The organism is Hominimerdicola intestinalis (genome assembly GCF_054655215.1).
On the sequence record NZ_BAAHNZ010000017.1, the window covers coordinates 1 to 26204 of the forward strand.

Here is a 26204-nt window from a genome sequence, read left to right on the forward strand (position 1 = left end):
GAACTTTTCAGTTGAAGCCGCGTGATTCTATCGAGATCTATACAGATAACGATATGATCATCCTTAAGAAGTTCCAGCGTACTTGTGTATTCTGCAACAGCGCTGAAGATGTTGTTGAGTATAAGGGTAAGACTGTATGCTCGGATTGTATGGCTGAGCTGATGGGGAGGCGTGTATAATGGATCAATCTACTATAAATGCTTGGCATGAGCTTGGAGACGCTTATATAGATGCATACGAAGAACGAACAGGCAAAGATCTTCAGGAGAATGATATTATGGATAATTGCTTGATAAAAAAGCAAACAGATCCTTTTGGCGTAGAATGCTATTTCGGATATATAAACGGTAATCAATATACGGATTCACATGACAACATATATGATCTATGTGATAGTCATCCGGAATTTGCTAATGTAAAAACAGTGGCAGCTTCATATAAAGGAGGTTTCATATCGGATGAGGATTATGCCAATGTAATGATTGACCTTATGTCTGCTAATCATCGTGACAAACACATTTATGCGGTAAATTTTGTGCTGGAACAAAATGATCCCCACAGTCCCTCGGTTTCCTCCGGCGATCTTCTGCTTTATCAAAAGTGTATTGAAAATAATAAAGCGAAATATTTGAAGAAAATCCAAGACGAATGCAAGACCGCCACATTATGCGGTGACGGTCAGTTGACATATTTAAACGATGGTGACGCTCTTACAGCTGTAAGGCTAGGATTGCCGGTAGGATTCCGCACCTCTTATGAGGGTTATCACGGCTCCGATGAGGGTATGCATCGTTTTCATATAGCTAAAAATGAAGCAGTATTTTTGGCGTATAAGCAATCCGATTCGTATGAGGATAAAGCTGCTTTTCATTTCGCATTAACTGATAATGAAATTGAATTCTTAAAAAGCCTTATATCGGAAAATGAGATTGAGCTCACAAAAGAGGCTGAAAATATTTCAACTTTAAAGGTCATATCTTCAAGAACCGGTTGGACGTTTATAAAAGAGGAAAGCGGTCAATGGCATTGTGAGGAACATCCGGACTTGATTGTATCCTCGGATGAAAAAACATGGTCTTGGAATTCGCGCAATGTCGGCGGCAGCGACGCTGTATCATATTTGCAGACCATTGAAAAACTTGAAATTAATCAGGCTGTCAATGAGCTGCAGAAACACCTCGAAGAAAAGCTTTGCAGTAGTCGGGATCAAAATCACAGCTTCGGAAGGTGATGAGAAGATGCCGGGATATTTAAAGAACATAAAACTTGACGAGGAAAAGCTAAAATCCGTTTCTTTCTATGCACAACAGAAGGAAACGGATTTTTCTTTGCAGAATTATCTGCAGAAAACCATTGATGAAGCCGTAAATAAACTTTTCAGAAAGTATGTGCCTAAACAGGTACGTGAATATATTGATAAGACAGGAGGAAACAATGAATAATGCAAATATTATGGGCCGCATAACTCACGACCTTCAGATTAAATATACCGCTCTGCAGAAGGTGCCGTATGTCATGTTTACTGTAGCAGTGCCCGGACGCTATGATAAGGATAATAAGCAGCAGGAGGCTGATTTTATACGATGCGTGGCTTGGTACAAATGTGCTGAGTTTATCACTCGTTACTTTTCTAAAGGCAGAATGATAGCCATTGAAGGCAGGCTTCACACCCGTTCATATTCGGACAGAAACGGCACCACTCATTATATAACCGAAGTCTATGTGACAAACGCTGAATTTACCGGAGAAGCAAAACAGCAGCAAAGTTCATCTCAGCCGCCTCCGAATCAGCTTCCTCAAAATCCGCCTGCAAGCAACGACTTGAACTCTCAGATAACTGACGAAGATATAATCAGCGAAGACGGGGTGCCGTTTTAGCGAAAACAGCCGTAATTCAAGCCTGTCACGATGACAGGCTTTTTTGTATAAAAGGGAGGGAAAAATTATGTATGAGAATGAACGGACTACAAGTCCACCGGAAGAAAACACAGTTATAGCGTATATTAACGGCAAAGCGATCATGATACTGAAAAAGGATCCTCAGCACTTTTATTATGATGAGATCGCTTATCCTTATGTAACGATCGGAGAGCATCTGGTCGAAGCTCAGCCTAAGCCGATAGAATTGCTGTCTGTCAATGAACAGCGTGAGATCATTTCACAGCTGGAGGTGATCTGATGGGTAAGTTTATAGGGGGATCTCGCTTTTCGGACTCAGATCTGGAAAATGCACGAAATATGTCAACGACCGATGTTATATCATCAAGAACAGGATATACATTTGTCCGTACGGGAAGCGAATGGCACTGCAAGGAGCATGACAGTCTGGTTGTGTTTTCGGACGGCAAAGGCTGGAAGTGGTATTCTCAGGGGTTGAGTGGTAACAATGCGATTTCGTACCTTATGAAGGTAGAAAGCCTCAGCTTTCAAGACGCCGTTGCCGAGCTTGTATCTCCATCCGGAAAGGTATATAAGCCGCTGCCGGAAAATCAAAAAATCGAAAAGCCAAAGGTGCTGGAGCTGCCTCCGAAGGCTGATAATACGGAATCAGTGGAAAATTATTTATCCAATATTCGCGGCATTGATATTTCTATTGTCAAATACTGCATTAACCGTGGATATATATATCAGGATCTTCGGCGCAACTGCGTATTTGTCGGCAGAGATGAAAACGGAACGCCGAAATATGCGTCCAGAAGAGGAACGTATACTCCTCCCGGAACACAGCCCTTTAAAAGAGACTGCAGCGGAAGCAGTAAGATGTACGGATTTTTAATGGAAGGCACCTGCAAGGAACATGTATATGTTTTTGAAGCTCCTATAGACGTATTGTCCCACGCAGCTCTTACAATGGAGAAAGCCCGAGGTCTGCGGCGTGACAACTGGCAGCTTTCCTGGACAAAGCACACCCGTCTTGCGCTTGGAGGCACCTCTGACGGGGCTTTGGCTCGATACTTAATCACAAATCCCAAAGTCAAGACTATATCCTTTTGCTTAGACAATGACGATGCCGGGCAGAAACACGCTGCAGCATACAAAGAAAAGTATGAAAAGGAGGGATACACGGTCAACATCTATACAGTACCTCCCGGAATGGGGAAAGACTACAACGATTACCTTCTCAGATTCAACGCTGAGAAATTTCAGAGGCAAATAAACATAAATATGTGCGCCGCAGCAAAGAGCGCATCAAGAACATAATAAAACGGAGGTCACTAAAAATGAAAAGTTTAATTGAATCCAAGCCATCGATCATGGCGTCAGAAAACTTCTTCGACACGATCGTAGAATTTGTTAACGGGCTTAATTCGTCCGTTACATACGTCGGTCTGGCAATAGCCGTATTATGTGCAGTCTGTCTCGGTATAGGCTTTATGACCGGCGGCGCTCAGTCGCTTGCAAAGAACAAGCCGTGGGCGCTTGCAATAATTATCGGAATTGCTGTTATCTGTCTTGCACCTTCAATAGTACAGTCTATATCATCAGCTATATCATAAGCAATTTACAATGCCCGGATGGATCTCCGGGTATTGTTCAAAGTTCTGTGTTTAGATTCAGAACTTTGAACAATATGAATTAAGGAGAATGATGTATGTTCAAAAGCAAAAAGAGCAAAACGATATATTGGGTCTTTATTGTACTGCTTACCGCAGCCGTTTTTGCACCGTTTATATGTTTCGCTGTCGATCCGGAAAACATGGATCCGGAAGTGTACAAATATATTGAGGTAAGATCCGGTTTTAAGGATGCTATACGTTCCTGTCTATGGTCTGTGCTTATGTTTCTGGCACAAATAATTGACTACATAGACGCAGCTATAGATGAAGTAATGTCTATAAATCTATATGATATGGTAAAGGATTATCTGCCGCAAAGCACCGTTATAAACATAGCCTGGGTGATATTTTCATTGGCTCTGGTAGCTGCAGGTGTAATCCTTATAATCAACGGAGATAAAATAAAAATACAGGATTTCTTCCGTAATATTCTAATCTCAATATGCTTTCTGGTGGCGTTCCCGTCTCTGATCAGTGTACTATCTAATTTTCAAAGCATATCTAAAGCTACTTCTGATATGATAACGACTGGAAAAGATACAGAAATCGTTCACGGACTGGGTGAGGATCTACTGGCAGATAATATAGTATACCTTCCCGACTGTCTCTCTGACGGAAAGCTACATTATCTATCCAACACAGATGTTTACAGCGAATCAAGCATATACGACATTAATATCAACGGGGCAATGAGTCAGGATATGTGCGATTTTAAGTATGAGTCAAGTGAGGTAACTACAAATCAGCATATATACAGCGACCTTACCAATGCAAACAAAATGGCTTTGCTCGGATTGAACGATGATTACCAATGGTGGCTTAATTATCTTGAAGAAGACTCCGGCGGTCACATTACGATATCATGGATGGAAGCTACCGGAGGTGCGGAACATCCATATGAGCATACCGCAACATATTGCGTCCGTAATCATAATGATTCTAAAGACGGATCATATCATTGTCCTATGGATGAAAGCTCAAACGGCACTTACGAGCAACACCTTTTAGATAAAATATCCGAGAACACGTATGTTCAAGAAGCCGGAATGAGCGAAAGCGTAAAAAATGCCAGAACTATAAATAACGCTCTTACCATGCTTGAAGATACAATAAAAAAATTAAATATACAGCATAACAAACACATGGTAGAAACCGGAACAGACCAGATCTTTCGGGCAAATATTACACCGTTAAGAACTCAGGAAGACTATGATGACTTAGAATGGTATCAGCAGGTGACTATTAATATTCTTGAGGGCTATACCGAAGAACGAGTATACGGCTATGATTTTGACTTCTTGTTTACTGTAATCGCAATGCTCTTGTGCGGAGTATGTCTCTTATTTGCCCTTTTCAAGCTTTGCCGTATGCTTTATGAGATAGTGTTTATGCGTATTGCCGTCCCATTTTTTATAGCTTCAGACGCAAACGGCAGCGGCAGAAGCAAAAAAGCAATGCTTCAGCTTATTAATACATTTATAGTACTGTTTGCAGTCATGGTGCTTTTAAGGCTGTATATAAGCAGTATATCCTGGCTGCATACCAACATCAAAAACTTTGTCGCGGAATGGGCGCTCATTATAACCGGTATGTTTTTTGTAATAGACGGACCGGATTTTATTGTAAAAATGACCGGGCTTGATGCAGGAGTAAAAAGCGGAGCGGCAACCTTGATGTCGCTTAAATCAGGCATGGATATAGCTAAAAATGCAGCAAGCACTCCTTCAAAAATTATCGGCACAGTTAACAAAACCGCCGAAAAAGCAGGAGCAAGGGCTGTGGGATTTAAAAACTCAATGGCGCAAGAAGGTATTGCAAACAAAGCAAAGGCTTTGGTTGGCAACTCAGGAACCGGTCAGGCATTCAGACGTGGAGCTAACGATCAGTACAGCAATAATGCTAATTACAAAGCAAACAAAAGTAATGAGGACGATCCTATGTTTCCCAAGGCAAACATCAATCCGTCGGAAGCTGCGGGAAAAGCTGCCGGTTATGCCGCCAAAGGCGCTGTAAATCTAGGCGCAGGTATTGTGACCGGTTTCCACACAGCAAGACATCCGGTTCAATCAGGTCGATCTGCAACGAATGCCGTAGTTAGCGGTGCAAAAGAAGCGAAAGATAAAACTGTTGCCGCTGCTAAAGACATGGCCGGAAATTTTTCAGACGGCTTTAAAGAAAGTACCGGCTGGGGTAATAAAAACAGTACGGAAAATCCAATGGAAAAATCCGCCGTCATCACAGAGGAACATGGAAAACAGGGTGAAAAGGGCGAAAAAGGCGATATCGGAAGCAGCGTTAGAGAGCAGAATTCCGATACTGATCAGACGTCTGAGAATATGCATAAGGAAGCATCTGACCCCGCATCTGCAAACGGACACGCTTTTGACAACGTACCGGCGCCTGAACCAAGCGGTACCGCAGAGCCTCAAGCCTTTACGGATAAACAGATAAGCAGCGAAATCAATAGATCAACATATGCAGACGAGCTTGCAAAGGAGGATAATAAATAATGGGACTTGTACCAAAGCAATCAAAAGCCGATACGAAAATACATAAATCATTTACCATGGTAAGAATAGTAGGACTCATAATTACAATTCTGCTTTCATCAGCTATTTCAAAAGTTTGCGCTCCAATATTATCTTTGGTATTTATAATATTATGTGCTGTAACTTTTTTAATACTGTCCTCAAAAGCTCCAGATAATAAGACAAAATCCTTTTTCGGCGGGATAAAAGCATGGCTCAAATACCTTATATTTTCAAAAAAATTGTACGGAATCAGTCACAAATATGTAGTAGCCAACAACGAAAGGAGATGCTTAAAAAATGATGGCAAGAAAAAAAGAGAAGAAAGAAAAGATGAAGCGTCTGAGACCGAATGATTTGCTGTCAAGCCTTATAGACTTTGATAAAAACACCACTGACGGGATTTCAACTGTGAAAATATCCGGCAAAAAGATCACCTTTACTCTTCTGCGAATTTCCGGAATAGACATATTTCATTTTTTACAGGACGATGCTGAGAATGCCTATGACAGCTTTGCGTCAGCTACTATGGCGCTGTCTTCCCCTCACAAGTATGTATTCTCCGACTGTTCTCCCCTGCTTAATTCACAAAAAAATTTTCTTTTGTATAAGCTTGAAAAAGCTCCGAATGAATACTGCAAGCTGCTGATAAGGCGAGAGATCAAAAGAATAGAAGCGTTTGAAAAGAACCATCGTGATAAGCTTGCTTATCTAATAATTTTCGGAGAATCGGCAAAGCTTGAAAAGGAAAGAAAACGCTATATAGAAATGATGACGGACGCAGTCGTAAGGATCTGCGAACCCAATGAGACTATTGAATTTCTTGAAAAATATATGTGTTTTGATGAGCAGAACAGACCGATAGACGCAAGACACATTTTCCCGGAAATGCTTGCCGACAAACAAAGCTATATGAAAATTAATGATAAATATGTCACCTCGGTAGTTATCTCCGGATATCCGGCTTACCTAAAAGATCTGCAGCTTGCAAATCTCGTATCAAGCTTTACCGACACTATAACCTTTGACGTTGGCATGAAAGATAAATCGGTTATTGTACAGGATATAAACCAGTCGCTTGACGAACTGGAATCAAGAAGTCATATTACTCAGTCCAGCGGAGATCTGATGGACGCCGGAACAGAATACCACAAGCTTGCGGCTATCAGAGATAAAATAGTCAACGGCAACGAGCAGATGAGATTTGTTACCCTAAGGTTTCTGGTATCGGCAGGATCCCTTGAAGCCCTCAAAGAAAAGCTTGCCGATATGCAGAAAACCTTTGATGAAATAGGCCTTCAGTATTATATCCCCAACAATGAAATGCAGATAGAATACACATATATGCTGAGTCCGGAAGGAAATATATCAAAAAATCCTTTTCCTCTATACGATACCTTTGCAAGGCAGTTCCCTTTTTATTATCAGTCAATATTTGATCCTCAGGGCGTATTTTGGGGATACACCACTACCGGAGGACTTGCCTATATTGATACCTTTTTTAAAACGTACAACCGAGAATCCTACGATCTCCTTATAACCGGAAAAAAAGGCTCCGGAAAAACAATTACACTCAAAAAATTGATAGAATTTGCCGTTGCTCTGGGTGACCGTGTATTTGTTCTGGACGTCGAAAGTGAATACGGTTTGTGTGCATCTGTACTCGGAGGACAGGTTATCCGAATGAATAAAAACTCCATAATCAATGTGTTACAGCTGATGAAAAGCATAGACAAATCTGCTGAGGAAAGCGACAATTCTGCCTCTGCAGCCAATTATGCCTCTGAGATATCCAGAATAACTGCATTTTTCTATCAATACGCTCCATCTATGAGTGAAAAAGAAGCGGATAAGCTAAAGGATCTGCTGTCTGAACTGTATACCAACTTTGACATCTCGGAAGATACAGACGTTACTAAAATGTCTCCGGAGCAGTTTCCTATAATGTCCGATCTGCTTACACTTCTGCGTTCAAAGCTCTACGAACGCCCCGGGATCTACCGCAAAAATCTTGTTACAAATCAGATCAATGTGTTAGAAAGCTTGGAAACAATGATAAAATCTCTTGCGGAGGGAGTATATTCAAGTCTTTTCAACGGATATACGAATGTTAATATAAGTAACAAAAACCTTATTATCTTTGACGTGAGAACTCTTTCCGAGATGGAAGAGCGTGTTTACAATGCTCAGCTGTTTAATTTGCTTTCAATAATGTGGTCGGCAACCTGCATGAACGTTTCATACAACAACAGCATAACACATCCTTTTGACCGTCGTCATGTGGTATCGGTAATTGATGAGGCTCACCGTTTTATAAACCACAAAAACGTAAATGTTACGCAATACATCGAAAAGCTTACCCGCCGAAGCCGTAAATACTTTGCCGGACTTTGGTTTGCCTCCCAGTCTGCTATGGATTATTGCCCTCCCGGAGAGGACGAAGGCTCGGTTGTTGTCGGAACTATATTTGATTTAGTGCAATATAAGATAATTATGAAGCAGTCCATATCGGATAAAAACATTTCAAAGCTTCATGAAATGTTCCCGCAGTTTACTCATGCGGAGCTGATGAACGTAAAGAAATTTCAAAATGGCGAAATGCTCATGGCAATGGGCGAGGACAGAGAAAAAATACATTGCATACGCAATGTAGAGCTTGCCGATCTTATGTACATGGGAAATTCCCTAGACCGAGAAAAAATCATACACAGTCTGTATAACAGCCTGTATAACGAATATTCGGAGGCGGAATATTCCGAGCTGATCCGAAACAATTTTGAACATTTCGTAGATATTTTTACGGATGAATCGCTGCATTATCTTAAAATAGATAAAGCAGCGTCAGAAGAGTACACAAATATTGTCCGAGGCGAAGTCATAAAACTTGCTCAAGGACTTGCCGGAATTGCATAAGGAGGGCATATTTATGAATCTGTCAAATAAAAAATACAATATCATATATACTGGATTCCTTATTGTTGTGCTTCCTTTGTTTTTACTTTTAATAACTTCTCGATCATGGTACGGCGCCGGAGCGGCAACTCTATCCGAAGACTATAACACGGTAAGAACCATCGGCGGCTATTACATAAAAATATCAAACGCCGTATACCTTACCGATACCCGCCAGCTGCGCTTTACCTACTCAGTCAAGGAAATCGACATCGGAAGCTCTCAGGGCGATGAACCGGAAATCCGATCAGTATGGCTGGATAACTCAAAAAATGAGCTTGATTTTTTGGTTGGAAACGGTAATATCTCAAAGATAATTATGTGCAATGATGCATCCGCTGAATTTAAAAAGGTTATAATTAAGATCTGTTTTAAATCACCTGATACTATAATCGAAGATAAATACGATGAATTCGGTGATATTATTCCAGGTCATGTTGAAAAGGGAGAAGAAAAAATCGAGCGTATCACTATAGATATTAAGGATATTTTATTCATGACCTCCGCTGAAGCTGCCACAATGACCACGACCAAAGCTGTAATGACTACAGTGTCGGCAGCTTCAGAGACCTCAACACTGAATACTGTTTTTACAGAGGACAGCAAAACGACACAGCAATCGTCTGTTTTGGAAGCCTCCTCAGCTGACAAAAACACCAGTTCTAAAACTTCTAAAACAAAAACAGAAAAAAGCACAAGTAAAAGCGTATCTTCGGAAGTCTCTTCTGGTTCTGCAGAAGCAGATTCGTCCAGCAACAGCATACAGCAGACGTCTCCCCCAATGCAAACACCTGAAACCCAAAGCATTAAGCCCGAAACAACAGCGCAGACTCAGAAAACTGCGATCCCCGATACAACAACAGTAAAACAGCCTGTCGGGGTAAGCGGTATACGGATTGAAACCGAGTTTGAAGCCAATAACGTAACACTAAAAGCTAATCAGTCTGCGGTCATTACCGCAGTTATTTCTCCCTCAAATGCCGATGATAAAACCGTATCCTGGAGCAGCAACAGACCGGATATCGCATCTGTAGACAACAAAGGTAAAATTACCGGACATTCTTCCGGCAAAGCGATCATAACAGCAACAACATTCGACGGAGGTTTGTCAGCCTCCTGTATGGTGACAGTATTAGAATGAAAGGAATAAAATTATGAACGAAAATGAATTAATATTTCAGTATCCTCGCTCCGATCAGCGTAGTCTGCTGATTGAAAACTACAAAAACAAAGTCGCAGATACACATAGCAAGCAGAAAAAACTGCTTATTTGCTGTGTTTTTTTCATCGCACTGACTATTGCAGTATCAAGCATATCTGATCTGTTAAGCGCTGTATCTGCTATCGGACTGCTTGTAAGTATATTTTTTCTTAAGCACAATTCCGATCAGAATCACTTTCTTGAAATCTCCGCTTCCGACCATAATATAAAATTTTGCTATCATCAAAACGATAAAGCAACACTTTACACTCTGCCTTATGACAGCATACTTACCTCGGCAATTGACAAAGAAAAGTATGACAATGTCATAATAGTCATCGACAAATCAAAAAAACTGATCTGTACGGTCATAGGAAAGAACGATGAAACATATGAAAAGCCCTGTCCTGAATACATAAGCTTTCGTGTAAAGCCTTTCAGCTCAGAGCAAGGATTTTTCCTCTATTACGCGCCGAAACTGTTCGGCCTCAGCGCTGACAGGCTTAAAATACTTAATACTTTCGGAAAGGAAAGCGAGTATTTTAATAGCTTTTAATACTTGTCGTTATATGAATATTTTTCTAAAAATAGTTGATTTTATCGCTTATTGATGATATAATAAATTCAAACAATAAAAATATTAATCAGTGGAGGTAAAATATATGGCAGGTGTATACAAGTGGAAAAAGCTTTCTGATATTAACATCAATGATAATTTCTTTGACAGTTTAAAATCTGATTATCCTTTTTTTGAAGCATGGTTTAAAAGAAAAGCTAAAGAAGAAAAAGTTGCTTTAACTTATTATGAGAGTGACGGTTTAAATGCATTTATGATGTTAAAGAATAACGAAGATGAAGCTATTACTCTTAAAGATAAAACACTTATGAAAAAGAATAGATTAAAAATTAGCACATTAAAATTGTCACCTAAAGTTCAAGGTAATAGACTAGGTGAAGGTGCAATAGGTATTGCATTATGGAATTGGCTTGAATCGGACTGTGAAGAAATATATATAACTATTTTTGAAAAACAGTTAAAACTTATATCTATGCTAAAAAAAATGGGGTTTATTTTCGTAGGATATAACCTAAATAACGAATGTGTTTATTTAAGGAGTAAAAAATATATTGACTTTTCCAATCCTTATTTATCCTTTCCATTCATCTGCAAAAAAGAAAATAGTTTTTCATTACTGCCTATTGAAGCTGTCTGGCATGATAAATTATTTCCTTATTCTGAACTAAAAAATGTGAAAACTAAACCAGAAGAATTAGCAGCATCTAATGGAATAACAAAGACTTATCTTTTTTACCCTTGTGAAATACCAGCTTATAAGGTAAATCAGCCTATATTAATATATAGAAAGCACACAGAGCAGTCACATCGTACATATAAATCTGTGATAACTTCTTATGGAAGAATTGTAAAATGTATAATGATAAAGTATAATAGGCGTGTTTATTATTCTTTAAACGACTATAAAAAGATTGTTGGCAACAAATCCGTTTTTCCGAATAATGTAATCGAAGAATTATACTATTCAAAAACCAATCTTTTTGTACTAGAACTTGTATATGATCATGCGTTTGGAAGCGGGAACAACGTTAACCATTATATTTTAAAATCTAACGGAATATGGAAAAATGTTCATCCTTATCAAGCAGAATACACTATGAATGACTTTAGGGCTATCTTAAAATATGCCAATCAAAATGCCGAAAAGTTAATTAAATAACTTGAATACTAATCTTATTTATGATATAATATTTTTAAATTGGAGGCGAATTTAATGTGTAAAGTACTAATGTCAATAAAGCCTGAACATACTAATAGTATTTTATCTGGAATAAAAAAATATGAATTTCGTAAAGTAAAATGCAAACGTAAAATTGATAGTATCGTTATATATTCAACATATCCAATAATGAAGATCGTTGGAGAAGTTGAAGTAAAGGAGGTTTTAGAGGGAACTCCTGATTATGTTTGGTCAAAAACTAAATCTGAAGCTGGAATTAGTGAAGATTTTTTCTATGACTATTATTTAAATAAAAGAACGGCATTTGCATATCATCTTGGAAAAATTAGAATTTATAAAGAAAGTAAAAACTTAATGGACTATGGAATTCAAAATGCACCACAGTCTTTTGTTTATTTATAAGTCTAATAATTCTTATGATATTAGCTAAGGAGGTGTTTATTTGACATACGCAGACGTTCTTGCCTTCTGGCAGCATAACAAAATATCCTCTGTTTCAGACATGGATATGAAGCTTGACAGCTTCCGAATTCTGTTTGCATACAATTCAAACAGAATAGAAAACGATAATATAACCTATCACGACACAAGAGAAATTTTTGAAAACGGCAAGGTTATTAACTATACCGGTGACACCAGAACGCTGTTTGAAATAGAAAATCAAAAAAAATGCTATGATTTCCTTGCTGAGAAAATAGTTAAAAAGAAGCCTATTTCTATCAGCCTAATAAAGCAGATTCACTATACGCTTACCTATGGCACCTTTGATGAACGGCGTTTCGGAGTCAATCAGGAAAGACCCGGGGAATTCAAAAAACACGATTATGTTACAGGAATAAACGAAGTCGGTTCCCCTCCTGAATATGTTGAAGAGGATCTTGAAGCTTTAATAAAAGAAGTAAACGGAGTTGCCTATGAAGCAAATTTCAATGCAATTACCGTTTCCGCTTATCTTCACGCAGGCTTTGAATACATTCATCCCTTTGCAGACGGAAACGGTCGTGTAGGCAGAACCCTTATGAATTACTACCTGATGATAAACGATCATCCTCCCCTTATTATATATGACGAGGATAAAAAGGACTACTATAACGCTCTTGAAATTTACGATACGGATGAAAATTTAAAACCCCTCTTAAGCTTTATCGAAAAAGAAACAATTAAAACTTGGGAGAAATCTGTGGACAGATTTTACTCCAAATCACAAAACAAGCCTCTAAACAGAGGCAGATAAGAAATAGAACGAATCAAAAATCATTCACTGCGAACTGATTTTCGGTTCGTTTTTTTATATTTCCGCATCAATTTATAATGAAAGGGAGAAGATTTTATGCCTTTTAACAGCAAAGATAACAGAATATCAGTAAGAGGAATCGTATATTCCACCATTGAAACGGTCGAAAACAACAACTATGCAATCACTTTTAAAGTAAAAATTATGCGTCCTTCAGAGGTCGGAAAAGAACAATGTTTTGACATTTTTGATGTTTATGTATGCGACAGACAGAATGTAAATAACGTTTTAAACAACCTTACAAGAGGTCTTGGAGTGTCCGTAAAAGGAGAACTTAGAACATGGTTTGACGGATCATATAAGATATGTGCGAACAAAATCGAGCCGATATGGTGAGGAAAAGTTCATGGCAGAACTAAGAATAAGAGTAGAAAACAAGCTTCTGGAGGCAATTGACGAGCTTGTTGAGATGGAAAATTACCCGTCCAGAAACGTACTTGTGAATGAAATACTTGAAAAATATATTGCTTGTAAGGACAAATTTCTTGTAAATACACTGCCTCCGATAGTGGCTTCTCTGTGCCTTCAAGAGTTAAAAACACAGTCGGAAAGCACAGAAAAACTCCTTGAAAACGTCACTCCGATGTTCTTAAAAATACTGAATGACCTTGATGATCTGAGAAGTATCTTCTTTGATGAACTTCCAAATAAGTAAAATTCAAGGTGACAATTTTGTATGGCAAGTGTACGGCAAATGGGCTGTTTTGTATGGCGAACGTATGGCAAAGACCCCATTTTGTATGGCAAACGTATGGCAAAACGGCTTTTTTGTATGGCAAGCATATGGCAAAACGCTGTTTTTAGCCCATTTTTGTATGGCAAAGTGCCATAAAAATCGAGAATCTGCGGCATTTTTTCGGACGGTAAAGCTCGGTTTTACCGAGCTTCTAAAAAATTGTGCGGCATTTGCTTTATGCTCTTTCTGTAATATCGCTGATTTTTGAGATTTTTCAGCGGAAATTTGTAAATTTACGGAAACCAACTGGAAATAAAAAATTGCATTGAAAGGACTGATTACATGAATAAGGTATATGTAAAACGAACAATAAGGATAAGCTCAGAAGCAAGTCAGCTGCTTGATGAGCTTGCCAAGGAGACGGACATGACCATCTCCGCTGCCACCGAGCTCGCCATCAAATATTACTGCGGGCTTGACGACCGAGACAGCGACGAGGTGAAGAGGATTAGATCATTGCTGTCAAAAATCACAGAACAGAATTATCACCTTGTGAATCTCGTAAACTCACTAGCGACTCATCTCGACTACGAAGAGTTTAAGCCTGCAGAAAAAGCTCCGTACAAATGGCTCATTGAAAGCAGGAAACAATATGCAGACAGTGCGCTTAAGGCACAGACAAAAAAACTGCTTGACAAATCAACTCACAACTGACTGTCACACATGACTAAGGAGGCAGGAACAGAATGTCGGTAAATACTATATCAAAACTGAAACCCGGCAATCCCAGACCGAGCATTGTTTTTTCGTTGGGGTTTGAGTACAACTGGCAGATAGGCGGATACGATTATCTTGAATACATGGAACGTCCCGAAGCCTTTAACCCGGCTTATCATTTGAATGACGAATACAACCCTAAGAACAGATACAAAGGCGGAGACTTTTTAACGTATATGTCAAACGAAGAAAAATCGGACGGCTTGTTTGACAATGAAAAGGACAGGCTTACCCAAACTGACAAGGAAAAGTACAGACATCTTGAAAGAGTCAGCAGAGACGAGGGCTGTCCGAAATATTTCGGTGTAGTATCCTTCGACAATCAGTTTCTTCTGAAGCACGGTATTCTGACCCAACGCGGAGACGGACATTTTAACCTGGACGTCAAAAAGCTCAAGGAACTGGGCAGACTCGGCATCAACAAAATGATTTCCGAGAACAGCAAATTTGATGTGGATAATGTTTTTTGGAACGCAGCTATCCACACAAACACAGACAACATACACATACACTATTCGATCTGCGAGTACCACCGCAAAGAGGACAGAAAAATTACTCAAAAGGGAAACAAACAAGACTGCATAGACGTTAAGGCTTTCAACGCACTTAAATCTGCAATCGCCAACAGAATCATCGGTAACGAACACGTAAAACAGCTCACTGCTCTTCGTGATGTGATCCGCAAAGGAGTCAAAGCTTTCGGGCCCAAAGAACAGCTTTTTGAACTATTGACTCAGCTGCCGAAAAATGTGCTTAAAAGCAGTAAGCAAAAGTGCGGCTACAACAGCGGTTACGTCAAGAGGTACAGACCGCTTATTGACAGTATAACCGATTCGGCAATACGTTCAGATCCTGAGCTATTCAGAATGGGAAAGCTGTTTTCTGAAATGACAGAGAAAAGTCAGCTGCTGTACAAGCAAACCTATGGCGTAGGTAATCAGGCGTTATACAAAAACTTTCGCAAGAATAAGATGAACGATCTGAAGGAGCGGTGCGGAAATGAAGTGCTTAACGCCGTCAGAGAAATTTACCAGGAACAGCTTATGCAGCCATTTAAAGCTTCTGCGCTGCGGGCGCATCCTTCCGAAGAAGGGCCGGTTCATGAAATGTTTGCAGAACAGACTGAGGCTTACCAAGGTCATCCTTCCGAAGATGGGTTAGAAACCGGTTTACTTGCAGAACAGTCTGAACCTGCACAGGAGCATCCTCCCGAGGAAGTATACTATGAGCCTCCGTTCCCCGGCGAAGAACAGCTTCCGGACGAATATTACGCTTCCCTGTACAGCTCCGAGCCAGAAATTCATCCTTCCGAAGAAGAGTTTTTGGAAGAGCTTGCTTTTGAAGAACAGCAGGACTATGAGAGAACTCAAGACCATCCTTCCGAAGAAACTGTTTTCATAGACTGGAGCAAAGAATACAAAGAAGCCTTGCATTTTTTATACGGAAATGACGCCGATCCCAACAACATAATAAAAAGTGATACTGAAAAAGCGCTGAAACTGCTTCTTTCGGAATGCAATAAAGGAAATATGCTTGCCGCTTATGACATAGGCAAAATATACGCCGGAGGACTGGCGGAAGCACCTGACAGCAAAGATATAGGCGAACAGTATTACGCAAAAGCGCTGGACGGGTTTAAGAAGATTTTGGCTCAGAATACGAAGCTGCTTGACAATCCATTTGCAGATGCAAGAGAACTAAAGAAAAAAAGATGGGAATGTGATTATCTCCACTACCGTATTGGCAAAATGTACGATCGAGGACTTGGAACGGATCGAGATTACAGCGAAGCTAAAAAGCACTATGAACAGGCTAAGAACAACAAATATGCTGAATTTTCAATTGGCAATATGTACAAATACGGAAACGGAGTTGATATAGATCATGTAAAAGCAGCAGAGTATTTCAGGTTATCTGCAGATAAAGGTATGCCTTATGCTAGCTATAACCTGGGAAATGCGTATGAAAACGGTCAGGGCGTTGAAAGTAATAAGGACATGGCAGGTAAATACTATTCTGAGGCATTGCAGGGATTTGAAGCAATATACAAGGATAATAAAGACGATAATGTCTGTTATCGTATAGGCTCGATGTATCTTACCGGCAAAGGAACAGCTGTAGCTCTTGACAAGGCTGAAGAACACCTACTACAGGCAGCCGAAAAGGATAATATGTATGCTCAGTACGCGCTCGGTAAGCTGTATCAATCAGACGATAAGAAAGACTTGGACAAAGCAGAACAGTATCTTATGCTTGCCGCTAGCCAGAACGACGAGCTTGGTCTAGGTCATTATGCTCTCGGAAAGCTGCATCTCACAGAAGAAAAATATGATCCCGATAAAGCTGAAGAACACCTACTGCTGTCCGCCGAAAAGAATAGTATGTACGCTCAGTATGCTCTCGGTAAGCTGTATCAATCAGACGATAAGAAAGACTTGGACAAAGCAGAACATTATCTCATGCTTGCCGGTAAACAGGATGATGAGCTTGGGCTTAGTCATTATGCTCTCGGAAAGCTGTATCTCACAGAAGAAAAATATGATCCTGATAAGGCCGAAGAACACCTACTGCTGTCCGCCGAAAAGAATAGTATGTACGCTCAGTATGCTCTCGGTAAGCTGTATCAATCAGACGATAAGAAAGACTTGGACAAAGCAGAACATTATCTTATGCTTGCCGCTAGCCAGAACGACGAGCTTGGTCTAGGTCATTATGCTCTCGGAAAGCTGCATCTCACAGAAGAAAAATACGATCCCGATAAAGCTGAAGAACACCTACTGCTGTCCGCCGAAAAGAATAGTATGTACGCTCAGTATGCTCTCGGTAAGCTGTATCAATCAGACGATAAGAAAGACTTGGACAAAGCAGAACATTATCTCATGCTTGCCGGTAAACAGGATGATGAGCTTGGGCTTAGTCATTATGCTCTCGGAAAGCTGTATCTCACAGAAGAAAAATACGATCCTGATAAGGCCGAAGAACACCTACTGCTGTCCGCCGAAAAGAATAGTATGTACGCTCAGTATGCTCTCGGTAAGCTGTATCAATCAGACGATAAGAAAGACTTGGACAAAGCAGAACATTATCTTATGCTTGCCGCTAGCCAGAACGACGAGCTTGGTCTAGGTCATTATGCTCTCGGAAAGCTGCATCTCACAGAAGAAAAATACGATCCTGATAAAGCTGAAGAACACCTACTGCTGTCGGCCGGAAAGGATAATATGTACGCACAGTATTCTCTGGGCAAGCTGTATCAATCAGATGAAAAGAAAGACTTGGACAAAGCAGAACATTATCTTATGCTCGCCGCCGATCAGGATGATGAGCTTGGGCTTAGTCATTATGCTCTCGGAAAGCTGTATCTAACCGAAGAAAAATACGATCCTGATAAAGCTGAAGAACACCTACTGCTGTCGGCCGAAAAGAATAATATGTACGCTCAGTATGCGCTCGGAAAACTGTATCTTACACCTGAGAAATACAGCTGGGAAAAATCCGAAGCAATGCTGCTGAAGGCTGCACAGCAGAACAATCAATATGCTCAAGTAAAGCTTGGAGTTGAATACTTTAAACGGCATGAATTTGAAAAAGGAAGGGAGCAGCTTAAAAAGGCTTCAGAACAGGGTAATGAATTTGCTGCTGAATATCTTTCCAGACCACTGAGGCTGCCGAACGGATACATAGAAAGAAAAAAACAGTTTGCTGTATACATTAATCCGGCTTTTCTTCGTATGCTCAATGAAATGCAGCGGCACACAGTACAGCTGATAAACGAATACGAATATGAAGAAGCTCTGCAGCTGATGCAGAACAGAAACTACTGAGCCTGTCATGCGTGACAGGCTGTCTTTTTGGGAGGTAAGCTTTTATGAATACATCAACACGTCTTTTTGTGGATATGGACGGAACACTTGCAAGATTTCACGACGAGGTGCGGTATCTTGAGCGTATGTGGGAAAAGGATTTTTTCCGTAATCTAAAGCCATTTGAAAATATGGTTAAGGCAGTAAAGCAGCTTGCAGAACAAAACCCTGAAATAGAAATATACATACTGTCCGCCGCGATCGACGGCGAACCTCCCTTCTGCTGCCGGCAGAAAAACCAGTGGCTTGACGAGCAGTTGCCTGAGATAGACAACTTGCATCGTATTTTCACTAAGGTTGGAGTTCCGAAATCAGAATATATTTCCGGCGGCATAGACAAAAACGATTATTTGCTGGATGACTACAACAAAAATCTTGATGAATGGCTTGACTACGGCGGAAACTCCATTAAATGTGTAAACAACATCAATCATAAAGGTCGCATCGGCAAGCTCTGGGACGGCGAGCTTGTAAGAACAGTGGATACTCCGGGAAGGATCTGCACTCAGCTGACAGATATAATGCATAGAGCCTACGATCACGTCATAACAAGAACACAGGGAGGCAGACGCTGATGGCTAAAAAGAAAAAAAAGAACAAACGCAGTCCCGTCAGAAGGCTAGCAGAGCTTGTGATTGTCTTTGTTGTAAGCACAGCAGCTATCTGCCTTATACTTAATATGTTTATTCAGCTGCTATCGGCGATCAGCAAAGGGGGTACAGCGTCCTTGTCGGCTGCAATTACGCCAAAGATAAGCTATCTGTACAAGGCGCCGAGAGGCATGCCTATCTACGCTCCGCTGTTGATTGGCTACATTGTAGCAATGGTCATCTGTATAAGGCTGGAGCAAAAATATCAAATAAAGCACAGTCAGGACGAGCTGTACGGCACATCACGTTGGTCAGACATCAAAGATATAAAAAAAGAATTCTTTAAAATACCGGAAAGATCCTTGAGCAGTGCTGATAAATCAGGAATACCCTTGGCATACATCGACGGATGCTATTATATTGACGCAACCACAACTCACTCCCTGATTATCGGCACAACAAGATCAGGCAAAACGCAGACGTTTGTACTCCCCTTTATAAATCTGCTGGCATCATGCCAGAACATTGATACTAAGCAGTCTATGGTTATCAATGACCCAAAAGGTGAAATACTCGAGAACACCTATGCTATACTAAAGCAAAACGGGTATAAGGTCGTTGTGCTTAATCTGCGTGACACAGACAGAACAAACTGCTGGAATCCTTTATCTTTTATCGTAGACGAATATGTATATGCAAAAGAAAATCATACCGATATGTCAAAGGTCAACGACTACATTGATACAATGGCCAACACTTTGACGTACAATCCTGATACCGATCCTATCTGGCCGTCATCAGCAAAGTCACTGCTTAAGGCTATGATACTATATTTGCTGGATCTAGGCTACGAGAACAACTGCCTTGACAAAGTCAATATGTACAGCGTTTATCAGCTGTTTATCGAGTATGGCGGTGACGATGAAACCAAAATCGTAAACGGAGCTCAGGTTACGGTAAACAAGCTGGATCAGCTCTTTAAATCCCTGCCTGTCGGTTCGCCCGCAAAGGCGGCATACGCGACCTCCAAATTTGCTTCCGGAGATATGCGCAGCAGTATTTTTGCAACCCTTGCCGATAATATTTCCATATTCGGATCAGATGAAGGCATCGCATCCTTGACTGCCGGGAACGATATACGATTTGATGATCTTGTCGACAACGAACAACCCACCGCAATATTTATGGTCGTACCTGACGATCGTCCTACAAGGCACGTTATTGCGTCGCTTTTTATTAACCAGTGCTACACGGCAATGGTAGAATACCTCAACAGAAACCGTATTCAAGCACTCCCTCGCCGAGTCAATTTCATCCTCGATGAATTTTGTAATATGGTTCGTATCCCCGGCATGGACAACAAAATAACCGTTTCGGCTGGACGTAATATTCTTTTTCACCTATTCGTTCAGGATCTTTCACAACTTGATATAAAATACAAAAATGAAGCCAAGGTCATACGAACCAGCTGCGGTAATCTTATCTATATATATAGCATGGATCCGGACACCAATGAATTTATTTCCAGAACACTTGGAAACGAAACCAAAGAATACATAGCTTACAGCGGATCTCTTAAGGAATATATCTCACAGCAAAGCTACCAGGCGAAGGAACGCGCTCTCATGACAGCTGATGAGCTGTCAGTTATGGAATATGGAGAAACAGTAATCAAGCGCCAACGTATGTATCCGATCAAATCGACCTTTGATTTTTTCTATAAGTCGGGACACAAAATCACTAAGCTTGACGATATAGTCCTGTCTGCAGATCGTGCTGCATTATCAAAAGTTCTTTTTGACTTTGATTTGATTAATAATCGTCTGGGCGGCGATAAAAGTAAAGATTCTTATGCTTCATATATACCCTCCCGTCCATTAAGCTCTCCCGGTGCACGACAGCAGACGTCCCATTCAAAGCAAAATCCCATGAAGCTTGCCATCGAAGAAGCGGACAGGCTTTCAAATGGCGAGTTTTCTACGCTGATTGCGCAGAATGAATACTCTCAGTGTGAAACTATCCTAAAGCGATTTAAGGCAAAACGATCTCTGGACGATCAGACCGTTATTCTGCTTCAGAACTATCTGAGTACTTTTGTTAATCATTAATATTACGGAAGGAGCAAATTATGACACACTCAAGCTATTTTTCTCTCCCCAATACTCTTATACTCGATAAGTCTCTCAGCTCCAGCGAATTTGCTGTTGCAGCTTATCTGTACAGCCTGTACAGTGCATACGGATATGACTCTCTGCTGGGTGGCTGTGTTAAAGTAAAGCAGTCTACTATTGCCGGCATATGCGGTATCTCAACGGATACAGTTTCAAGAGCCTGCAGCAGACTCTTGAAATACGGCATCATTATCGGACGCACAAGAACAGTCCGTGATGACCGTACTCTCGGCACATACACTTATACCTTGAAGCGCTTTGAAGAACATAGCTATACTTACATATGCAAAAAGGCTGCAGGCATACTGCAGCCTAAAGAGCTTAGAGTATATTCGGTTTTCTGCCTTTGCAGAGAAAACTATAAGAACAGCTTCTATCACAGTTACAGTGATCTTATCAGCCTTATCAAAATAAAAAAAGATGAGCTGATCACTGTGATCGGCAGGCTCATATATCTCGGACTGATAAGAAAACAAAAAAGAAAAACGCAATGTGGAGATTACACGGAGAACAAATACTTTATCATTGTATATGCTCAGGGTAGGATATGCCGTCGCCAAAAAAAAACAGCGGCTGCATCTCACCTCAGCCGCTGCTCACGTTCAAAAGCTCTGACAAATCCAACATCAAAGCTATCAAACACCTTCATCGGTTATATGATAGCACATAAGACTGATTTTGTCAAGAGATTTTTGGAAGAAAAGCAGAATTTTTTTAAGGCGAGGGGTAGTCCCTAAAATGCGGTGTCATAGTTAGAACCCACTGTATATTATCTATCCGAATAGGATAGTTTATTTACTTTATAAATTAGAAAGGATAATATTTATGAACAAAAGCGATATTTTATGTCAGTATCTTGATAAACTGCGGCTGGCAACGAAAAAAGCCGGTTATGATGAAACAGAAACTCGGAATTTTCTGCTGATGACCTTGTTTTCGATCTTTTGTGAAAATTCCGATTTATTTCTCGGAAAGCCTTTTACTGCCCTCGTTTACAATTCGATTGCTTCTGAGCTTGGAAAAAATCTCTGCACCTTCTTCAGCTCGCTTCCGCCCGAAATGAGCTTTCCGTTTGAGCCGGAAAAAGTAAATTCTGATATGCATGGTAAGCTTATTTCATTTATCTCTCAAGACTGGAGCGGTGTTTCGCCTGCCGAGCTTGGCAAGTTATTTCTATCGGACGGATTAAAACGCAAAGGCGTATTCTACACTTCAGAGAATGACATCGATCGGATTCTTGATAATCTACTTACTTACGATAAATACACGCTAAAAGAGGCTGTGTTTTTAGATGCTGCATCCGGCTGCGGAAATTTTCTTATAAGGACAGCTCAGCGACTGTCGGAACTTGAACTTGACTGCAAAATACTTCACGGCTGCAGCTGGCTGGATCAGAGCAGATTCTGCGGAATCGAAATCGACGAAGAGGCTGTTGGGGTATCGAAAGCTGCGCTTTTCATTCAGCTAAGACTTTGCAGAATAGAGTTCGCACGTCGTCTTGGCAGGCTCGAAGCCATTGATCTTGAGCTTCCGAAGAACATTGTCTGTGCTAATGCACTCAAAATCGACTGGTCTAATCTAAAACCCGATTACATTATCGGGAATCCTCCGTTCCTGAGCTCCATGAACGCTGAGCAACGTATGGATGTAATGAGTGTTACCAGAACAGCCGAGAGGATAGACTATGCTGGTGCATGGATCATTAAGGCAGCACAGTGTATGGATGCTCTGCCAAAAACAAAATGCGGCTATCTTATAACTAACTCTGTTTGTCAGGGTATACAAGTGAAGCCCATCTGGGAGAGGCTTTGCGAGAACATAAAGCTGGATTTTGCCTATCAGCCTTTTAAGCTTGAGAGCGACTCGGTACAGGTATGGTGTGTGATTATTGGTTTCTCCCCCAAAAGCACTACAAACAAGCCTCGATTGCTTTACATAGATCCTTTATCACGTCCGGTCGAGTGCCAAAACATTAATGCATACCTTCACAGCGATCCTGATATATTCATAAAACCGTCAAGAACACAGATCTCAGATTATCCGGAAATGAAGCAAGGCAGATACGAGCCTCAGAGCATCTTCAGCCGTCAATCCTTACTGAACAAGGCTGCACAATGTGGATACATCTGTCGTAGTCAATATGTAACCGCAGAATCCATGATAAAGAGTGAAAAACTCTATGTTATCGAGGAGGAACAGCTTAAGACGGATAGCTATATAGTCATTCCAAGGCACTCCTCAGAAGCTCGAAAATACATACCTATAGCGTATTACACGGACAGGTCGATACGTTGCAACTCAAGCGTCGATTATATTCCCAACGCTAATCTGTTTCTCTTTGGCGTTCTCTGTTCGTCAATGCATATGGCATTTACAAAATATTTTTGCGGCAGGCTTGAAATGCGTTACCGTTACTCCGCGTCGCTGATCTACAACAATTTTTTCATTCCTCAACCAAGCGAAGAACAGAAGACTCTTATCTCAGATGCGTCTAAGGATCTACTCAGGATAAGAAAGAAATACAGCAGTATTATGACCTTAGGTGAAATGTACAAAAATATGCCTGAGGAGCTTGAGGCCGCTCACAGGCGGATTGACTGTCTTGCAGACAGGCTGTACAATAACGGGAAATTATTCCTGTCTGATTCACAGCGCGTTCAATTTCTTTATGATCAGATTATTTAAAAGCAATGTGTCATGCGTGACACATTGCTTTTGGGAGACTTGCATATGAACAATAACAAAAAAGCCGCCTTTATGGCGGACGAACAGGATATTCTGGATATGGCGGATAGAATAAGGCGCAATATGAAGGATGACGAGTATTTCTTTAAAGCGCTTGACCGCTATTTGAGAAGCTGCGGCAAAACAACTGAGTTTTTAAAGATCGGCTCAACGCCTAACTCAATAGCCGCCGCAGGAGCTGACTCAAATTTAAACCTGGTAATATCGCCGGACACAATAACCAAGTGTATGTCAAAAAAAGAAGAGGTCTTCCACGGCCATGATCTTAGTGCGGACATAATGAAGCAGATACCGGCTCAGCTTAGGAATCCCGTTATGATATTTGAAGGCCGCTGGAAGAATACCTTGGTTATTATAACGGAGCTTAAAGACCAAGAGAACAGGGAGATCATGACTGCAGTCAAAGTCAACTCATCAGAACAGCGTCACAAGGTCAATAAGATATGCAGCATTTACGGACGCAACAATATGGAACAATATCTGAAGCTTCAGCTTGAAAAAGGATGTCTAATCGCTGCAAATATAGAAAAAGCTAATAAAATGCTTCAATCTGCCGGGCTACGATTGCCCCTAGAGGAAACATTTATTAGCTTTAATGACAGTATAGCATATTCTATGGAAAGTGTCAAGGGGTTTGAAGAATTTTTCAGAAAAAAAGAATTTGCAAAGAATTTTGAGCGCAGGCTTGATGAAATTGACGCTCTGAAGGAACGGTTATGCAGGATAAGCGTTAAAGCCGTCAAAGAACATCCTGATTACATATGCTACATAACGGATCTGTATAAGCTTCCCGCCGTTGAAAAACAGGCAGCGGCTTCACTTCTTTCTCAGCGGGAAGACAAATTATGCAATGAATTGATAGAAAGCGGCAGAAGGTGGAGCTTATCCGGCAGGAAAGAAATATCCTTAATTTCGGAAGGGAAAGTCTGCGCAAAAAAAGTATTAAAAGATAGTTTTGAGTGTGTCACGCATGACACACGCTCTTTGCTTTTGTTCAAATAGAACAAAAAAGTATGATATTTTTGGCGGAACCACAAAAATACAAAAAAATTACCTCTGCACTATTGACAAATGTAAATTTATAGTGTATAATAAATACATCGGGTGGATTTATATAAAAATAAACACCCTCACAGGTTACGTTTTCCTGCAAGAAAACGTAACCCAAGCAACACAGATGTCCCAATACAACTGTGAAACCTTTAGAGGATGCTTGAAATTCGTGTATATTATAACACGAATCAGATAGATTGTCAAGGGCTTTTCAGATTGTTTTTAGCAGGACATCTGAGAAGCCCTTTTCGTTTTGCTATTGAAATCTGTGAAGCAGATTTTATATAGACCAGACAATTCAGTGAAATGCAAACTTGAACGGCGAACATTTTACTGTGGCCAATTGTCTGAGTACAACCGAATAAAATATATTTTTGATGTATGTAATACTGACGACCTCAATGATAACTACGCCGAGACCTGTACGCCATGACCTCAATCAGAGCAAGCGACAAATGCAGCAGCGAGTATATATACCTGTGGGTTGAGCTACTTTTGAGGAACCTGGCGTGGAAACCTGGTAATCAGTTGGAAGCAGTCTGCTTCCGTAAGGCTTATACTAAGTAACCATCTTTGCAGGCACAGCATCGGGTATGACAGCAATGTTTAAGCAAAGGGAAAAACATCAAAAGCAATCATGTATTTATCGGGTGGGTCGGAACTCACCGATCCGCCCTTAAATATATACAATTGTATAGAATATTAACAGCGGCTGTTAACCGCAGGCGGTCAACGAGCTGATATATTGTGCAAAGTCCGTAAATAAGGCATTTACAGACTTTGCAGAGTAATATTGGCTCCCCAAGTTGGACTCGAACCAACGACCCTGCGGTTAACAGCCGCATGCTCTACCGACTGAGCTATTGAGGAATATAATGAATAGAGAAAGTGAAGAACACTTTCTCTATTTTTTTGCAAAGAAGTCGGCGAGACCTATTTTACCGGGCCGTTGCCAGCCAAGTATCGTTGGCGAAGATGAGCTTAACTACTGTGTTCGGCATGGGAACAGGTGGGACCTCATCTCAATCATCACCGACTAA

The 26204-nt window shown here is 40.6% G+C and carries 24 protein-coding genes, 1 tRNA gene and 1 rRNA gene; 24 read left to right on the plus strand and 2 right to left on the minus strand.

Annotation, left to right across the window (positions count from 1 at the left end; all coding sequences use genetic code 11):
* The first annotated feature begins 178 nt into the window (after nucleotides 1-178).
* From ACYQ0H_RS11680 to ACYQ0H_RS11795, 24 genes are all read left to right on the plus strand, one after another.
* Nucleotides 179-1231: a hypothetical protein gene (locus tag ACYQ0H_RS11680; RefSeq protein ID WP_459813001.1), complete on the plus strand. Its 1053-nt coding sequence runs from the start codon at nucleotides 179-181 to the stop codon at nucleotides 1229-1231.
* Nucleotides 1232-1238: 7 nt separating this feature from the next.
* On the plus strand, nucleotides 1239-1442 hold the full coding sequence (locus ACYQ0H_RS11685; protein ID WP_459813002.1) for a DUF6103 family protein: 204 nt from the start codon (nucleotides 1239-1241) through the stop codon (nucleotides 1440-1442).
* Nucleotides 1435-1878, plus strand: a complete 444-nt coding sequence (locus ACYQ0H_RS11690; RefSeq protein ID WP_459813003.1) for a single-stranded DNA-binding protein — start codon at nucleotides 1435-1437, stop codon at nucleotides 1876-1878. The genes ACYQ0H_RS11685 and ACYQ0H_RS11690 overlap by 8 nt, the downstream gene beginning before the upstream one ends.
* Nucleotides 1879-1945: 67 nt before the next feature.
* A complete protein-coding gene (locus ACYQ0H_RS11695; protein ID WP_459813004.1) occupies nucleotides 1946-2179 on the plus strand; it encodes a hypothetical protein in 234 nt (77 codons plus the stop codon).
* Nucleotides 2179-3201, plus strand: a complete 1023-nt coding sequence (locus ACYQ0H_RS11700; RefSeq protein WP_459813005.1) for a DUF3991 domain-containing protein — start codon at nucleotides 2179-2181, stop codon at nucleotides 3199-3201. The genes ACYQ0H_RS11695 and ACYQ0H_RS11700 overlap by 1 nt, the downstream gene beginning before the upstream one ends.
* A gap of 20 nt (nucleotides 3202-3221) precedes the next feature.
* Complete coding sequence (locus tag ACYQ0H_RS11705; protein ID WP_459813006.1) at nucleotides 3222-3497, plus strand: TrbC/VirB2 family protein; 276 nt, start codon at nucleotides 3222-3224, stop codon at nucleotides 3495-3497.
* 95 nt (nucleotides 3498-3592) lie between these two features.
* Complete coding sequence (locus ACYQ0H_RS11710) at nucleotides 3593-6067, plus strand: DUF8208 domain-containing protein (protein WP_459813007.1); 2475 nt, start codon at nucleotides 3593-3595, stop codon at nucleotides 6065-6067.
* Complete coding sequence (locus ACYQ0H_RS11715) at nucleotides 6067-6441, plus strand: hypothetical protein (RefSeq protein WP_459813008.1); 375 nt, start codon at nucleotides 6067-6069, stop codon at nucleotides 6439-6441. The genes ACYQ0H_RS11710 and ACYQ0H_RS11715 overlap by 1 nt, the downstream gene beginning before the upstream one ends.
* The gene (locus tag ACYQ0H_RS11720; RefSeq protein ID WP_459813009.1) at nucleotides 6386-8998 is read left to right on the plus strand and encodes a VirB4 family type IV secretion system protein; all 2613 of its coding nucleotides are present in this window, start codon (nucleotides 6386-6388) and stop codon (nucleotides 8996-8998) included. Before ACYQ0H_RS11715 ends, ACYQ0H_RS11720 begins: the two co-directional genes overlap by 56 nt.
* A 13-nt stretch (nucleotides 8999-9011) precedes the next feature.
* The gene (locus ACYQ0H_RS11725) at nucleotides 9012-10178 is read left to right on the plus strand and encodes an Ig-like domain-containing protein (protein WP_459813010.1); all 1167 of its coding nucleotides are present in this window, start codon (nucleotides 9012-9014) and stop codon (nucleotides 10176-10178) included.
* 13 nt (nucleotides 10179-10191) lie between these two features.
* Entirely contained in the window at nucleotides 10192-10794 is a 603-nt protein-coding gene (locus tag ACYQ0H_RS11730; RefSeq protein WP_459813011.1) for a hypothetical protein, read from the plus strand.
* A 106-nt stretch (nucleotides 10795-10900) separates the two neighbouring features.
* Entirely contained in the window at nucleotides 10901-11974 is a 1074-nt protein-coding gene (locus tag ACYQ0H_RS11735) for a hypothetical protein (protein WP_459813012.1), read from the plus strand.
* Nucleotides 11975-12028: 54 nt separating this feature from the next.
* Entirely contained in the window at nucleotides 12029-12397 is a 369-nt protein-coding gene (locus ACYQ0H_RS11740) for an ASCH domain-containing protein (RefSeq protein ID WP_459813013.1), read from the plus strand.
* 40 nt (nucleotides 12398-12437) lie between these two features.
* Complete coding sequence (locus ACYQ0H_RS11745) at nucleotides 12438-13229, plus strand: Fic family protein (RefSeq protein ID WP_459813014.1); 792 nt, start codon at nucleotides 12438-12440, stop codon at nucleotides 13227-13229.
* 96 nt (nucleotides 13230-13325) lie between these two features.
* Nucleotides 13326-13625: a hypothetical protein gene (locus ACYQ0H_RS11750; RefSeq protein ID WP_459813015.1), complete on the plus strand. Its 300-nt coding sequence runs from the start codon at nucleotides 13326-13328 to the stop codon at nucleotides 13623-13625.
* Between the two features lie 10 nt (nucleotides 13626-13635).
* Nucleotides 13636-13944 (plus strand): ribbon-helix-helix domain-containing protein, encoded by a 309-nt coding sequence (locus ACYQ0H_RS11755; protein WP_459813016.1) that lies wholly within the window; start codon nucleotides 13636-13638, stop codon nucleotides 13942-13944.
* Nucleotides 13922-14233: a hypothetical protein gene (locus tag ACYQ0H_RS11760; protein ID WP_459813017.1), complete on the plus strand. Its 312-nt coding sequence runs from the start codon at nucleotides 13922-13924 to the stop codon at nucleotides 14231-14233. Before ACYQ0H_RS11755 ends, ACYQ0H_RS11760 begins: the two co-directional genes overlap by 23 nt.
* 74 nt (nucleotides 14234-14307) lie before the next feature.
* Nucleotides 14308-14679 (plus strand): hypothetical protein, encoded by a 372-nt coding sequence (locus tag ACYQ0H_RS11765; RefSeq protein ID WP_459813018.1) that lies wholly within the window; start codon nucleotides 14308-14310, stop codon nucleotides 14677-14679.
* 32 nt (nucleotides 14680-14711) lie between these two features.
* Nucleotides 14712-18566 (plus strand): relaxase MobL, encoded by a 3855-nt coding sequence (gene mobL / locus ACYQ0H_RS11770; protein WP_459813019.1) that lies wholly within the window; start codon nucleotides 14712-14714, stop codon nucleotides 18564-18566.
* A 44-nt stretch (nucleotides 18567-18610) separates the two neighbouring features.
* Entirely contained in the window at nucleotides 18611-19180 is a 570-nt protein-coding gene (locus ACYQ0H_RS11775) for a 5' nucleotidase, NT5C type (RefSeq protein WP_459813020.1), read from the plus strand.
* The gene (locus tag ACYQ0H_RS11780) at nucleotides 19180-21303 is read left to right on the plus strand and encodes a VirD4-like conjugal transfer protein, CD1115 family (protein ID WP_459813021.1); all 2124 of its coding nucleotides are present in this window, start codon (nucleotides 19180-19182) and stop codon (nucleotides 21301-21303) included. Before ACYQ0H_RS11775 ends, ACYQ0H_RS11780 begins: the two co-directional genes overlap by 1 nt.
* A 20-nt stretch (nucleotides 21304-21323) precedes the next feature.
* A complete protein-coding gene (locus ACYQ0H_RS11785; RefSeq protein WP_459813022.1) occupies nucleotides 21324-22103 on the plus strand; it encodes a helix-turn-helix domain-containing protein in 780 nt (259 codons plus the stop codon).
* Between the two features lie 88 nt (nucleotides 22104-22191).
* Complete coding sequence (locus ACYQ0H_RS11790; protein WP_459813023.1) at nucleotides 22192-24051, plus strand: DNA methyltransferase; 1860 nt, start codon at nucleotides 22192-22194, stop codon at nucleotides 24049-24051.
* A 45-nt stretch (nucleotides 24052-24096) separates the two neighbouring features.
* Nucleotides 24097-25113: a MuF-C-terminal domain-containing protein gene (locus ACYQ0H_RS11795; RefSeq protein ID WP_459813024.1), complete on the plus strand. Its 1017-nt coding sequence runs from the start codon at nucleotides 24097-24099 to the stop codon at nucleotides 25111-25113.
* 845 nt (nucleotides 25114-25958) lie between these two features.
* Here ACYQ0H_RS11795 and ACYQ0H_RS11800 read toward each other — a convergent pair.
* Both ACYQ0H_RS11800 and rrf read right to left on the minus strand, forming a co-directional pair.
* Nucleotides 25959-26034, minus strand: a tRNA-Asn gene (locus ACYQ0H_RS11800).
* A gap of 51 nt (nucleotides 26035-26085) precedes the next feature.
* Nucleotides 26086-26201, minus strand: a 5S ribosomal RNA gene (gene rrf / locus ACYQ0H_RS11805).
* Nucleotides 26202-26204 lie beyond the last annotated feature (3 nt).